This is a genomic window from Dermacoccus sp. UBA1591 (assembly GCF_002322065.1).
Taxonomy (GTDB): domain Bacteria; phylum Actinomycetota; class Actinomycetes; order Actinomycetales; family Dermatophilaceae; genus Dermacoccus; species Dermacoccus nishinomiyaensis.
Map to the genome: position 1 here is coordinate 11,724 of NZ_DCNR01000014.1, position 13,771 is coordinate 25,494.

The 13,771-nt window shown below is 67.2% G+C and carries 12 protein-coding genes and 1 tRNA gene; 6 read left to right on the plus strand and 7 right to left on the minus strand.

Translation table 11 applies throughout. The annotated features are described in order from the left end of the window. Nucleotides 1-21: 21 nt before the first annotated feature. Together B2284_RS01415 and B2284_RS01420 are read right to left on the minus strand one after the other, a co-directional pair. Nucleotides 22-459 (minus strand): hypothetical protein, encoded by a 438-nt coding sequence (locus B2284_RS01415; RefSeq protein ID WP_286697095.1) that lies wholly within the window; start codon nucleotides 457-459, stop codon nucleotides 22-24. Nucleotides 460-520: 61 nt separating this feature from the next. Beyond that, the gene (locus B2284_RS01420; protein ID WP_286697096.1) at nucleotides 521-1,474 is read right to left on the minus strand and encodes a hypothetical protein; all 954 of its coding nucleotides are present in this window, start codon (nucleotides 1,472-1,474) and stop codon (nucleotides 521-523) included. Between the two features lie 356 nt (nucleotides 1,475-1,830). Between B2284_RS01420 and B2284_RS14405 the strand changes: the two genes are divergently transcribed. Continuing rightward, nucleotides 1,831-2,130, plus strand: a complete 300-nt coding sequence (locus B2284_RS14405) for a helix-turn-helix domain-containing protein (protein ID WP_050786536.1) — start codon at nucleotides 1,831-1,833, stop codon at nucleotides 2,128-2,130. A gap of 265 nt (nucleotides 2,131-2,395) precedes the next feature. Here the strand turns inward: B2284_RS14405 and B2284_RS01425 are convergent, their stop codons facing one another. Together B2284_RS01425 and B2284_RS01430 are read right to left on the minus strand one after the other, a co-directional pair. Beyond that, nucleotides 2,396-5,023 (minus strand): DUF3854 domain-containing protein, encoded by a 2,628-nt coding sequence (locus B2284_RS01425; RefSeq protein WP_074045639.1) that lies wholly within the window; start codon nucleotides 5,021-5,023, stop codon nucleotides 2,396-2,398. A gap of 459 nt (nucleotides 5,024-5,482) precedes the next feature. Then, complete coding sequence (locus B2284_RS01430; protein WP_074045641.1) at nucleotides 5,483-5,776, minus strand: helix-turn-helix transcriptional regulator; 294 nt, start codon at nucleotides 5,774-5,776, stop codon at nucleotides 5,483-5,485. Nucleotides 5,777-5,858: 82 nt separating this feature from the next. Here B2284_RS01430 and B2284_RS01435 point away from each other — a divergent pair, with 82 nt between their 5' ends. Together B2284_RS01435 and B2284_RS01440 are read left to right on the plus strand one after the other, a co-directional pair. Next, a complete protein-coding gene (locus B2284_RS01435; RefSeq protein WP_074045642.1) occupies nucleotides 5,859-6,530 on the plus strand; it encodes a helix-turn-helix domain-containing protein in 672 nt (223 codons plus the stop codon). Between the two features lie 484 nt (nucleotides 6,531-7,014). Further along, nucleotides 7,015-8,115 (plus strand): tyrosine-type recombinase/integrase, encoded by a 1,101-nt coding sequence (locus B2284_RS01440; RefSeq protein WP_170957283.1) that lies wholly within the window; start codon nucleotides 7,015-7,017, stop codon nucleotides 8,113-8,115. A 106-nt stretch (nucleotides 8,116-8,221) separates the two neighbouring features. Here B2284_RS01440 and B2284_RS01445 read toward each other — a convergent pair. Beyond that, nucleotides 8,222-8,294 (minus strand) — tRNA-Arg (locus B2284_RS01445). 85 nt (nucleotides 8,295-8,379) lie between these two features. Between B2284_RS01445 and B2284_RS01450 the strand changes: the two genes are divergently transcribed. Further along, a complete protein-coding gene (locus tag B2284_RS01450) occupies nucleotides 8,380-9,549 on the plus strand; it encodes a magnesium and cobalt transport protein CorA (RefSeq protein ID WP_074045644.1) in 1,170 nt (389 codons plus the stop codon). Nucleotides 9,550-9,644: 95 nt separating this feature from the next. On the opposite strand, the gene ald is transcribed toward B2284_RS01450, so the two are convergent. Continuing rightward, complete coding sequence (gene ald / locus B2284_RS01455) at nucleotides 9,645-10,763, minus strand: alanine dehydrogenase (protein ID WP_074045739.1); 1,119 nt, start codon at nucleotides 10,761-10,763, stop codon at nucleotides 9,645-9,647. 326 nt (nucleotides 10,764-11,089) lie between these two features. On the opposite strand from ald, the gene B2284_RS01460 reads away from it, so the two are divergent. Both B2284_RS01460 and B2284_RS01465 read left to right on the plus strand, forming a co-directional pair. Further along, on the plus strand, nucleotides 11,090-11,587 hold the full coding sequence (locus tag B2284_RS01460) for an ATP-binding cassette domain-containing protein (protein ID WP_074045645.1): 498 nt from the start codon (nucleotides 11,090-11,092) through the stop codon (nucleotides 11,585-11,587). Nucleotides 11,588-11,603: 16 nt separating this feature from the next. Further along, entirely contained in the window at nucleotides 11,604-12,797 is a 1,194-nt protein-coding gene (locus B2284_RS01465; protein ID WP_074045646.1) for an MFS transporter, read from the plus strand. 30 nt (nucleotides 12,798-12,827) lie between these two features. On the opposite strand, the gene B2284_RS01470 is transcribed toward B2284_RS01465, so the two are convergent. Further along, nucleotides 12,828-13,403 carry a hypothetical protein gene (locus tag B2284_RS01470; RefSeq protein WP_006943240.1) on the minus strand — a complete coding sequence of 192 codons (576 nt, stop codon included), beginning with the start codon at nucleotides 13,401-13,403 and terminating at the stop codon, nucleotides 12,828-12,830. Nucleotides 13,404-13,771: the final 368 nt, after the last annotated feature.

The following is a 13,771-nucleotide window of genomic DNA, read 5'->3' on the forward strand; positions in this document are numbered from 1 at the left end:
GCCCTCATGCGTCGTGGATTCTCACGGTTTCAGATGCTTCACGGCATCTGCCAGAACGCTTTGCATGCCTGGGCCCTTGGCCCCCGCGTGTGACTCGGCAGAAAAGCCGTTGGCGTCGGCCGTGACGGAGGTGTCGGTTGTCATGTCGGACTGACCGCTCGGGTAGAAGCGGGTCGCCACACCACCGAGATTGCACTGCAGATCGAGCGTCGAGTCGCCGCTCTTGCCGCCGCTGTCGCCGTCGACCTCGCCGGTGATCTTGAGGTCAGACGGCGCGCTGGCGAGGGCCGAGGTGCCGATCTTCTTGGCGCCATCAGAGTTGTGCGCTCCGAAGAGGTCCTGGCACGCCGCCGTAGCGTCGACTTTCTTAGCGACGACTTCTTTCCAAGACACGTCAGACGCGCCCCCACCACCGCTGTCGGAGCTACCGCATGCGGCGATCGTCGGAAGTGTGAGCACTCCAATGAGTGCAAGTGCCCTGCGCGTTGTCTCCATGTTTCCTCCAGATGCGTCCAAGCGATTACTTCTTGAGGCCGACGATCGCGTCGTTGCCTGTCGCGATGGTGATGCCGTTGCTGAGCGTCGCGAGAGGCAGCGGTGCGCGGCGATCCAGTGGTGTCGGAGATGTCGAACCGGCAGGGGCGGAGAACTGCCCTTCCAAAGTGCTGCCAGAGGTAGCGCCGTCGTCCCCGACCTGATTGATGGTCACGGGGCGATCCTGCAGCTGATCAAGACAACGCACGTGCTGCGTCTTCACATCGATGACCGCCGCGCCCCAACCGATGAACCGCCCGTTGGGCGAGCCAACCGCCTTCGTACTCGTCAGGTCCGGCGTGTGCGCGCAGGTCGTGGGTGACCCGGTGAGGGACTCGCCCTCGTACGCCTGATAAGTCCAGGTGCGCGTGTGCGTGGTGTCCGGCGGCCACGCGGCGAAACCGCCTCGCGGTGACGTCGGCACCAAGGGTTGATCGCCCGTGAAATTCACGTCGACCCCCTTGACTTGATGAACAACCGTTCCGGTCGAGCCGTCCCCGAAAAGCCACTGAGGCTTGCCTGATACGGAGGTAAAGTCCCCCGCGCTGCCGATCGAGAACACGTTGGCCGCGAATGGCGGGGCGGGTTCGGTAGTGGCGCGGGGCGTCTGCCCCAGCTCATTCACGAGCGTCTTGCCCACCTGCTTGCCGGTTTCTGCGGAAAACGCTGCCGAGATGAGAGATGGTTTCCCCGAGTTCTGAGGAGTCCCGCGCCATGTGACGACGAAGCCTTGGCCTGCGGCAGTCACGGACGGCCCGCTCAACGAAGAATCAGGCCCGTTGAGTTGCACGCCCGGGGGAGTCTTCGTGTCGAGGGTCCACGCCGCGCTGCCGTCTTGGGTGTGGTAGCCCCGCACTACAGGATGCTCGGCGTCAGAGGACGCCTGCGTCACCACTGTGGCGTCGGTCGACATCAAGTATGAGCCGCCGTCATGGATCACCCACACGGCCTTGCCCGCATTTTTAGGCAGGGAGGCATCGGCCGTAGCCGAGGCTAGTGCTGAAGCCTGTCCGTTGCTGCTGGGCGAGGAGTTGCTATGAGCGGAACCCGTGTTACCTGAGCTGCTCGACGGCGCGGTGGCGGTGCTGGAATCGTGTGCACTTCCGCTGCCCCCGCCGCAAGCTGACAGGGCGAAACAGGCTGCACCCGCAAACGTGACCATCAGTGAACTTCTGGGCATGGTGAGACCTCCCACAGTCGGCCCGCTCACGCACCCCGGCGAGAGTCAGGCAAGTTCCCCGACGATAGCGCATATATGCGCTAGATCGTGGCGCTCGCCTCCAGCACGGTCGTGAGGTGCCATCTCCCGAACCTGGATCCCCCGTCGCACCTGGGGCGCCGAGCGCTGCGGATCTTCGCGAAGGGCGACGTCGCTTCGGGGAGTCAGTGCGACGCGTGAGGACCGGGCGCGGGATGTCGCAAGAGGCTCTCGCACATGCGGTGGATCTTCACCTTTCGATGGTGGGCCGCGTCGAGCGCGGTGAGGTGGCACCCTCGCTCGACACGATGATGAAGCTCTCCTGCGGTCTCGGGGTTGAGCTGGCCGAGCTCTTTCCGACTGATGGTCACCACCAGGCCCGCGCCGATGGGGCGTGACACAGAACTACGCATCTACGTGTCATCTCCGTAGCGCCCACAGGGGCAACGAGCGCCTAGGCCTGCCGATAGCGAGGTGTGAGGGGAGCATCCCTCAGGTCGAGACTCTTGGAGAATCCTGTAGTTCTGTAGAAGAAGGGGCAGGAACCACTGGAATTTCAGCGGACCCGCGCGGTTACAAAGGCGCCCGAGCCTGTAACCGCACGTGCCTCTTCGTAGCCGCAGGTGGGGCGAGATCGTCGCGATCTCGCCCCACCTGAGGTGTTCACCAGGCGATGAGCGTTACCGGTTCCTGAGCCACGACTGCGTGCCCTGCTGCGGTCAGCCGCACCCCGGCCCATCCGCGCACGGAGCGCCCGCCCACCTTGCGGGGAGAGTTCGGCCGGGTGACGTCACCCCTGGCAAGGGCGGACCTGAGGGGCTCGGCCTTGGAGACTCGGTCGTTGACCGTGCGTGCGCTCGGAGCGCTGCGGCCAGTCTGGTCACTGGTGAAGGTCCACAGGATCTTGAGGTCGTCGTTGGGCAGGAAATGGGTGGGATCACCGGTGACCTCGAGGTACTCGGCCAGGCTCGCGGCCGCGTCGACGTCACCGCGCCAGCGGCTGGTCTCACGTTCCACCTCGCGGGGAAGCGGCATGCCCAGGCCGCGGCCCAGCTGTCGCCGTTCGGGGTCTTCCTGTGCAGCCAGATAGTCGAGTGATCCTCGGACGGCCCATGCTGCGACGGCTGCCATCAGGTCAGGCTCTCGCGACTTCACGGCCGCAGCCAAAGCCGGATTGCGGGGCCGGTATCCGGACTGCTCGCCCATCTCGAGCAGAGTGGGATCATCGGTGAACGTGAACGGGAACTTCAGCAGCTGCACCCGTCCGTACGCCGCCGCGTCTCCTCCGGCGATCTGGACGACGTCGTTGGTGATGAGCATGAGGGAGTGAGTAGCCCTCCACGTCACGAGCCCCTTGTGGAGCTCGCGGGCGCTGAGCGTCGGGGTGCCTACCAGTCGCTTGAGCTGATGAGCTCGGATGATGTCCCCGGGTACCTCCTCCAGGTAGCCCAGGCGGCAACCGCGCAGTTTCATCTGCCCAGGGGAGGGCGCACCAGGCTCCGTACCACCGAGTACCTCATCGGTGAGCAGCCGCACACTGTCCCCGAACGCCCCATGAATAGCATCCATGAGCAGTGTCTTGCCGTTGCTTTCCGGTCCGACGAGCTGCACCAGCCAGCGGTACGACGTGCTCGTACCCAGCAGATCGGCTCCGACGACCCACTGCAGGAAGGTGCGCGTCTCGGAGTCAGGGAGGGCCTCGAGGAGCGCATCCAGCAAGGGGCTCGTCGCCTCCAGCCCTCGCCATTCGCAACCCGGCTTGATCGTAGACAGCATCTCGGGCGCGTGCGGCACGAGCCGCGGCGCTTCGGACTCGTCGAGATCGTCCAGGCGCAGCATGCCGTTGCTCATCGGGATGGCGTGCGGATTGGGGTCGAGGTCGGCGGTCATGATCCGCATGGGGCTTGTCAGATCGGCCGCGACGGCCGCGATCGCTTCCATGCGGCGCCGAGAGCGAGCGTCTCGGATGGTCTTCTCGATGCGCTTGACGGCATCCCTCCGGGTGGACTTCCCGTTGATCTCGTGAGTGAGCTTTCCGATCTCCGCCGCCAGCTCCTTCCATTCGTCGTCGTCCTTGTCGTAGGCACTCTGCTCCTCCTTAAGGGCCGCGACCTGCTCCTCCAGGGGCTCGATTTCCTCGTTCAGGACAGCGACTTCGGGTTCGATACGCCGGGCCTCATCGAGCAGCCATGAGGACAGATGAGACAGTGGGACGCCGCACGGTTCCCAGATAGGGGCACGCCACACCATCCAGGTCTTCATGTCGGCCACCCAGCGCGCGTAGCGCGCGGCCCGGTTTGCGACCCACGCCTCCGCCCAGTCCGCGTCGGCATCGTGGCCCTGCATGAGGGCCTGCCTCAGTAAGGTGGGCTCGCCCGGGGCGTAGTCGCGGATCGTGTCTACGAATTCCTTGGGGCCGAGCTCGGCGAGGAAATCGTCGATTCCGCACTTGTTGTCACTCCCAGGCAGCGTGGTTGGCAGGTGCGCGAACCACACGCGGGCCTCGCGGCCTTCCAGCAGGGCCGCCAGGCGTCGGCAGGCCTCCTTCACCTGAGGCTTGATCATCACGTCGCCGTCGAAGGCGATGACGACGTCTCGCCCCTTCCACGTAAACGCCTCGAGACTGGGGTGGAAGACGCGTGCTTCGGGGTCGTCGTCACGGCGGGGCCTCATCTCCTCGGTGTCGGGGTCCACGACCAGACCGTCGGTCACTCGGCAGGTGACGTTGTACACCCCGTTCAAAGCGATGGCCGGGATGCCCTGTGTTTCGAGCGATGCGCCCTTCAGGGGCCCTTCGGTGATGACCAGCGGCCGCGTCGGGTCAGCAACAGCCTTCCCCGCGAGGGGCCCGACGTACGGCGCGTTCGGCTGGTCGAGCCCAGGGCCGGTAAGGGTGAAATACTGTGCGGGCTTTGACTTCCCGTCGTCGGAGTCCTTCTTGATCTTGACTGCAGTACGCACTTGGCCCCCGATGGTGCGCCCGAGCGTCAGAGGCGCGTCTGCCCCTACGCGGGCAAACCCGCGGGCGGTCATAAACAGGACCGGGAAGGCATGCACAGGCAGGTGGCCGACGCCTGCGTACTGGAGCCCGGACAGGTTGAAGTGCTCCTGCATCTCGGGTTCGTTGTCGAAGGCCCGCCACTGAGATGCCTGCGCGACGGACTCGCCGACGGCGCTGGCGATCAGCTTGTCGCGAACAGGCTTAGGCCAGCCCGCAAAGGCGGTGTCGGGAACTGCCGTGTGGGGCAGCTGCGCCCACGCGGTGAAAGGGTTTACGCTAGATTCATTCATGAGAAGCGGCTCTCCAAGCCGCGGCGCTTCGCGCCATTCAGGGACCGGGGCGGCTACCCCGGTCCTTGTTCGTTGTGGGGGTGTAAGTCCGGGCAGGGCGGGAGGCGTTCTGGCCGGAACTCGGGTACTGGATGCGGGTGTGGTTATCCCCAGCCCTCTCCTGCCTCCAGGGCCTGATACTCCGCGAGAACGCCGATGAACGCCTGGACCATGGGATCGACCTCTCCCACCGGTCCCAAGCGGGTCAGGAAGCGGACCCGCTGGGGTGCCACCAGCGCAACGACCTCGTCAGCGAGGCGCGGATGGACCGAGTCCCAAACGGCGAAGAGAGCCCCCGCCCCAGGCGGATGCATGATGGCGGTAGGAGACGTGTGCTTGGCCAGTCGCGTCCAGATGCTTCGTCGCGGACTGTCGAACCGGGCCACCAGGATTCGGGGGACGACGGTCGTGTCGCGCACCTCAGACATGGCTGGCACCCCGTGCACCCTCGCGGGACGTGGGCGCCGACGCTGGCGGCTGCTCGCGACGCTTAACGGCCATCTGCCGCCAGCGGTGTTCTGCCATGTCCCTCTCATCGGCGGCGACGAGCTCTTCGAGGTAGTGCTGGATGTCGCTGCGTCGCCATACCAGCCTGCCCCCAAGACGCGCTGCGGGCGGGAACTGACCGCGGCTGCGGGCGGAGTAGATCGCCCCCGGTCGCATACCGAGATAGGCGGCCACCTCGGGCAGGGGCATCAAGTCGTTACGGTCCATGAGTTCTTCCTCTCGTCGGTCGAGACGGTTTCTTGATGTCTCCAGCGTGAGGGTGGGTGCGCATGGAGGCGACGCTGTTTCTATGCGTCTTCTGCCGTTTCTTGCGCTAGATTCGATGCTCATGAGACCCACGGTGTCGGAGGTTGACCCGCAAGATTTCGGGGAAGCGGTGCGCTTTATGCGCGAGGCGCATGGATGGTCGGGCCAATTTCTCGGCTCGAAGATCTTCGTCGATCAATCAGGGATCTCCCGCCTAGAGCGAGGTGAGATGTCTCCGAGCCTGGATCAGGGCAGGCTTCTCGCCAAGGCGCTGGGCGTGACGTTGGATGCCCTCGTGGATGTCGACGTGCCCACCCTACGAGCAGCGGCTAACCGGGCCCGGGGGCTCGTTGGCTACGAGAACGCGTTGGACCGGGCGGCGCGCGCGGTAGCCAGGTGGCTGATCGTGCGCGCGGAGACCCACGACGCCCCGGACACGCCCGCTGACGTCCTCGTGCTAGGCGCCCTAGAGGCCATGCGTATAGAGGACGAACGCATCGCCCAGAGCGAGAGCAAGGGCATGACGGGGCAGCCGAGACGAGTACCCTTCAATGTCGACGAGTTCGGTCTCGACGCTCCCCCTCGCTCACACCCCGCAGAAATGGATGGGTGGCGCACCGAGCTTGATCGGGCGTGGTCGACCGAGGATCGCGAAGAGCCGTCGATCGACCCGAGTGATCCCGACAACCCGACGCAGTGGGCAGAGCGTTTCTGACGGCTGAGGCGCGACCTGCTCGAGTCTTGACGCGGCGCAGGCGCTCGGAAGGAGCGCTGCGACGCGCGGGTCTGACGGCACCCAACACGTGAATCGCGTCATGCGCGCGTGTGGCCCGGGCCGTCGACTTCCTGCGCCGATGCTCTTCTGGCGAGACATGATGAGCAGTCTGCGCCCTTTCAGGGAGCCCAGGAGACGGACGCCGGATGGGGCCGCACGTGTGCCATTTGTGTGCCAAAGGTGACCCCGCCAGGTGCTCATCGAGCCGGTTTCGAGTAGATGTAACCGCGGATCGGCGCGGCATGTGAGCCCTGGCTGCATCGAAGCGGCGGTCTTGAAAACCGCGCTGCTGAAGCTCAAGCGGAGTACGTGAGGCGCCTGTCAGACTGTGCTCATGGTGTCGGTGTCTAAGCGTGCTGATCAGCGGACGTGGCAGGTCCGGTGGCGAGATGATGCAGGTCGCCAGCGCTCGAGACAATTCTCGTTGAAGCGCGACGCCGAAGCCCATGCGACCGAGATCCGCACTCGCCTCGAGTCAGGCACGCTGACACTGACTCAACGCGAGAAGGCCACCGTCGGCGACGCCTATGCCAGCTGGGTCTTGGCGCACCCTGAGTGGGCAGCCTCTACGCGAGAACGCAACGCGTCAGTCTGGAAGAACCATGTCGCGCCCCGATGGTCCGAAGTCCGCCTCAGCAAGGTGACTCGAGCAGAAGTGCAGCGGTGGATCGACGAGCTCCCCGGCGCACAGGCAACCCGCAAGAAGGCACTGTCCGTACTCTCCGGTCCGTTGCAACTTGCGGTGCAAGACCGCTGGATTGCCCGCTCCCCCATTGCCGACATCCGCGTCGGACGGCGCGAAGTCCCCAAGCGTCGTCGCTACCTGCAATGGGACCAGGTGCAGGCACTGGAGGAGGCAGCCGCCGAGCTCGGCGGATCAACGTGGCCCCAGGCTACTGCCGTTATTCGCACCCTCGCCATCACGGGCATCCGCTTCGGTGAACTCGCCGGTCTCCAGCGCCACGATCTCGACACTCGCACCCGGGATCTTCACATCGAGCGCTCCTTCACCGAGGTGAACGGAACGCTCGTCGAGTCGCCACCGAAGAACGGGAATCCGCGAACAATCAGGGTTCCTCGCCACGTCATGGACCTCTTGGAGCCCCTGTGTGTAGACCTCAACGATCAGGCTCACATTTTCCGCTCCCCCAAGGGACAGATCTTGCGGAACCGCAACGTCCGCCGCGGCTGGTTCGATGCCGCAGCCGCGAAGATCGGGGTGCCTGACCTCACGCCACACTCGCTGCGACACACCGCGGCCAGCATCGCTATCAGCAGCGGCGCCAGCGCTCTTCAGGTGCGCAACATGCTCGGCCATGCGAGCGCCAGTATCACCCTCGACACCTACAGCGACCTCTTCGATACCGATGTAGGCAAGGCTGCTGATGCCATCGACCGGGCGCACGCGGCGTATGTGCACTCGCGCGCCTTGCAAGAGACTCGCAGCCAGGAAGAGCGTGCTGCGGCAGAAGCAGCGGCAGCCTTTGTGGCCAGCTCAGGCGACCTGAGTGATCACGCCTTCTGACTGCTGTGCACTTTGTGTGCACTTCAGGGCGCCCGCGACGCCAGCCAAGCATCTCGCTCTCAGCATGACTTGCTGAGAACCGTTGCAGGGCAACGGTTCTCAGCTGTGCTCCCGGGCAGATTCGAACTGCCGACACCCGCTTTAGGAGAGCGGTGCTCTATCCCCTGAGCTACGAGAGCGTGCGCCGAAGCGCGCCCGTCAGCCTAGCCGATCATCCGGGCGCGCTGGCAGGCCTCTCTCGGGAGGCCGCCCTAAGATCACCCCATGCCCACCTGGCGAAGCCGTTACGTGCCCACCCCGCTCGGGGTCATCCGCGCGACCCCGCCTCCCGCGTCGACGCCGCCCGAGGAGACGTCGTTCGAGCCGCTTCGCGACGAGGACGACCAGCCGCCACCCGAGGCGACGATCGTCAACTCGACGATCTACGCGGGCGAGCAGAAGGTCAGCGACGCCGGGTCGATCGCCGAGGCGTGGCGCGAACTGCACCACCCGTCACACCACGACCACGGCCCGCGCATGGCGTGGATCGGCATGACGCAACCGACGCCGCGTCAACTCCAGCAGGTCGCGCGCATCTTCGACCTGCACCCCCTCGCCGTCGAGGACGCGATCGTCGCGCACCAGCGCCCCAAGCTCGAGCGTTACAACGAGACCCTCTTCGTCGTGCTGCGCCCCGCGACGTACGACGATGCGACGGAGACGGTGAAGTTCGGTGAGATCCACGCCTTCATCGGCCCCGACTTCGTCATCACGGTGCGCCACACGGCGCAGCCGGTCCTCACGCCCGTGCGGAGCCGCTTCGAGAACGACCCCGACCTGCTCGCGCGCGGGCCGCAGGCCGTCCTCTACGGCCTGCTCGACTTCATCGTCGACGGGTACGCGCCCGTCGCCGCCGGCCTCGAGAACGACATCGACGAGATCGAGACGCAGGTCTTCGAAGCCGACCCGACCGTGTCGCGCCGGATCTACGAACTCTCCCAGGAGGTCATGGAACTCCAGCGCGCCGTCAAGCCGCTGCAGACGATGCTGCGTGGCCTCGAAGCCGGCGCCGCCAAGTACGGAACCGACGACGAGATCATCACCGCCCTGCGCGACGTGCGCGACCACGTCACCTCGATCGTCGAACGCAACGACAACTTCCGCCAGTCACTGTCGGAGATCCTGCAGCTCAACGCCATCCTCGTCGCGCAGACGCAGAACGAGGAGATGAAGCGCCTCGCCGAGGTCGCCAACAACCAAGCCGACGAGGTCAAGCGCGCGTCCTCATGGGCCGCCATCCTCTTCGCCCCGACCGTCGTCGCCGGCGCCTACGGCATGAACTTCGACCGCATGCCCGAACTGCACTGGGCGTACGGCTACCCATTCGCGCTGTTTCTCATGGTCGCCGTGTCGTTCTGCATGTGGCTCGTGTTCAAACGCAAGAACTGGCTCTGACGGCGACGCGGCACGGCCCGCTCGGACGTCGCTCGCCCGCGACGCGGTGACCCCGCCACGCCCACGTCCACGCCCACGCCCGCGCCCGAGCAGCCTCACCCCGCGAGCGCCTCCTCGACACTGACGACCGGCCGGTCGGTCGCCTCGGCGACGGCGGCGTTCGTCAGCTGCCCGGCGTGCGTCGTCAGCCCGCGCCCGAGGGCAGCGTCGTTCTGGCATGCGGCGCGCCATCCGTCGTCGGCGATCTGCAGCGCGTGGCGCAGCGTGACGCCCGCAAGCGCATGGGTCGACGTGTGCGCGACGGCGCCCGGCATGTTCGCGACGCAGTAGAAGATGCTGTCGTGCACACCGAACGTCGGGTCGGCGTGCGTCGTCGGGTGCGAATCCTCGAAGCACCCGCCCTGGTCGATGGCGATGTCGACGAGCACCGAGCCCGGCCGCATCCGCGAGACGAGCTCATTGCTCACGAGGGTCGGCGCCTTCGCACCGGGCACGAGCACCGCGCCGATGACGAGATCCGCTCGCAGACAGGCGTGCTCGACCTCGTGCGCGTTGCTCATCACCGTCCGCATCCGCCCACCGGTTGCCGTGTCGATCGCCCGCAGCCGTGCGGCATCGAGATCGAGGACGGTGACGTCGGCGCCCATTCCGAGCGCCACACGAGCCGCGTTGAACCCCGACACGCCGCCGCCGAGCACGACGACATCCGCGGGGCGCACCCCCGGCACGCCGCCCATGAGCACGCCGCGCCCGCCGTACGGCTTCATCAGCGCCTGCGCGCCGACCTGCGGGGCGAGGCGCCCGGCGACCTCTGACATCGGTGCGAGCAAGGGCAGCGACCCGTCGTCGAGGCGCACCGTCTCGTAGGCGATCGAGGTGACACCGCGCTCGAGAAGCTCCCCCGTCAGCGTCGGGTCGGCCGCGAGGTGCAGGTAGGTGAACAGCACCTGGCCCTCGCGCATGCGGTGATATTCCTCGGCGACCGGCTCCTTCACCTTGAGGATGAGATCACTGTCGGCCCACACCTCGTCCGCGTCGTCGACGATGACGGCGCCCGCCGCGCGGTAGTCGTCGTCGGTGAGGCTCGAACCGTCCCCGGCGCCGCGCTGCACCCGCACCTCGTGCCCGTGCAGCACGAACTCGTTGACGCCCGCCGGCGTGCACGCCACCCGGAACTCGTTGTTCTTGACCTCGCTCGGAACACCGACCCGCATGATCTTCTCCTCCGACTCCTTCGACGTGACCGTGATCACTTGCCACGCTAGGAGTTCACCGCGCTACGAGCGAGTAGGGCCGGGCCGAGCGCCGTCAGAGCCGTCACATCCGCCCGCGATCCCACGCGGGCAGGGCTGCGATGAACGCATCGAGGGCATGGATCAGCAGCCGCCCGTCCCCCCGTTCGAGCAGCCACCCACGCCCCATCCGGCCCAACGAGCGCGCCCGCCATGCAAACACCGGCCATGCAGCTGAGCGAGCTGACGAAGAACCTCGGCAGCCACCGGGCCGTCTACGACCTGACGCTCACCGTGCGCGCGGCTCGATGTTCAGCGTCGTCGGCCCGAACGGCGCCGGCAAGACGACGACCCTGTCGATGGCGACCGGGCTGCTGCGCCCCGACGGTGGCCGCGTCGAGATCCTCGGCCACGACGCATGGCGCGACCCGGCACGCGCGAAGTCGCTCATCGGTGTCCTGCCCGACGGCCTGCGCACCTTCGACCGCCTCAGCGGCCGCGAACTGCTGCGTCACACCGGCCTGCTGCACGGCGTCGACGTCATCGACGTCGCCCGCCGCAGCGACCAACTGCTCGACGCGCTCGGCCTCGACGAGGCCGCCGACAAGATCGTCGCCGACTATTCCGCAAACATGACGAAGAAGATCGGCCTCGCCTGCGCGCTCATCCACGCCCCGCGCGTCTGGGCGCGCGGCAGCTCGAGCGGACGCTGCCCGAACTGCTCGCGAAGATCAACACCTGAGCCGTGCGACGCCCTGACGGGCGCGTCCAGGCATGCTCGTGATTGCATGGGTACTCACCGGTAACAACGAAGAGGACCGCATGAAGCACTGGATGCGCCCCGCCCTCGCGATGCTCGCCGTCGCCTGGGGCGGCAACGAGTTCACGCCCCTGCTCGTCATGTACCGCACGCAGCATCACCTGGCGCAGGTGACGGTCAACGTGCTGCTCTTCGCGTACGTCCTCGGCATCATCCCCGCGCTGCTCATCGGTGGGCCGCTCTCCGACCGCTACGGCCGGCGGCGCCTGCTCGTCCCCGCGCCGTACATCGCGATGCTCGCGAGCGCCGTCCTCGCGTTCGCCCACGCCAACGTCACCGTGCTGTTCCTCGGGCGCGTGCTGTCGGGCATCGCGCTGGGTCTCGTCATGGCCGTCGGCTCATCGTGGATCAAGGAGCTGTCGAGCCCGCCGCACGACGACGCGCCCGACGGCACCGGCGCCAAGCGTGCGTCGATGTCGCTGACGGCCGGCTTCGGCCTCGGCGCCGCGTTCGCCGGCCCCCTCGCGCAGTGGGCGCCCTACCCCGACGAGCTGTCGTACCTCGTCAACATCGTCGTGACGGCGATCGCGGCCGTGCTCGTCCTGCGCACGCCGGAGACGGTCGACGCGGCGTCGCGCTCGACGTCGTCGTTGCGTGACGATCTGCGCATCCCCGCCATCGGCCACCGTCGGTTCCTGTTCGTCGTGCTGCCGATCGCCCCGTGGGTCTTCGGCGCCGCCGCGTGTGCGTACGCCGTCCTGCCCGCGCTCATGTCGTCGCACGTCTCGTCGGCGCCGATCGCGTTCTCGGCGCTGCTGTGCGTCGTCGGCCTGACGTGCGGCTTCCTCGTCCAGTCTGTCGGGCGCCGCATCGACTCCCCCGGCACCACCCGAGCGGTGCGCGTGGGGCTCGTCGTCCTCGTCGTCGGCATGCTCGCCGGCGCGCTCGCGAGCCGCGAGCTCAACATCGCCACCGCGATCCTCGGCAGCTTCTGCCTGGGCGCCGGCTACGGCCTCGCGATGGTGAGCGGCCTGCTCGAGATCCAACGTATCGCCGGGCCCCGCGACCTCGCCGGGCTGACGGCCGTGTTCTACGGCGTCACCTATCTCGGCTTCGCCGTCCCCGCGATCATGGCGACGCTCGCGCAGGACGCCGGGTTCAGCTACCCCGCGATGTTCGAGTTCGGCGCGATCATGGCCGCGCTGTGCCTCGCCATCGTCGTCATCGCCGACCGTCGGATGCTTGCGAACGGCTGAACGGCTTGCGGGCGCAGCTCACACGACGATTCACTCGAAGACCGTGAGGAGCACGATCGCGACGACGGCGGCGATGAGGAAGCTGCTGATCGACGAGGCGAGCAACCGCTCCGACGTGCGCTGCGGCACGAGTTCGGGGTGACGCTCGCCGTCGGCCCGGCCCGTGAACGGCGACAGGATGACGGGCGAATCGACCGGAACATAGGCCCGCGCGGCGCCCTCCAACGCGTCGAGGTCGGCGGGCGCGAACATCGAGATGCCCGCGACGAGCAACGGACGATCGCCCCCGTCGAGGAAGACGATGGCGTCCTCGGCCGTCCACCACCGGAAGCGGCGCGGCACGATGCGCGCGGTCTCGTTCCACGCGATGAAGACCTGATCACGCCCACCGGCGAGATACTCGACGCCGTCCTCGTCGACGCGCAGGCGCGTGCGCATGTCACTGAGGAACGAGAAACCGAAATAGGCGACGAAGAAGACGACGACCGCGACGATGTTGCCGACCGACGGGCGAATGGCGAGCACGGGCGCCGCCAGGACGGCGAACAGCACGACCTCACAGGCGTGACGGCGCCAGAACGCCCACGGGCTCGCCTCGATGACCACGGGGCCTAGTCAACCAGACCGCGCCCGCGGCGACGAAGCGGGCGCGGGGGCCGATCGAGCCCCCAAGACTCCACCGACCCCGCCCGCGCATCGCCCAGCATGCACACCCCTGAGCATCGAGCGCGACGCACGGCTGACCGCCGTTCATTCATACAGACGCCCGACATCCTGAGCCGGTTGCACCCCACCGCAGACTTTTTTTCGACCGGGAACTCCTGCTCGGGCCCAGGGCGCTCGCGCGAGCGCCCGCCATGGGAGACAATCCACATGACGCGGGGAGGCACCCTGCGACGAGCGAACCAGGGAGCCACCCGACGATGCACCGCCTCACCCCCAGCACCCACGCCGGCCTTCGTGCCGGCTCTCGT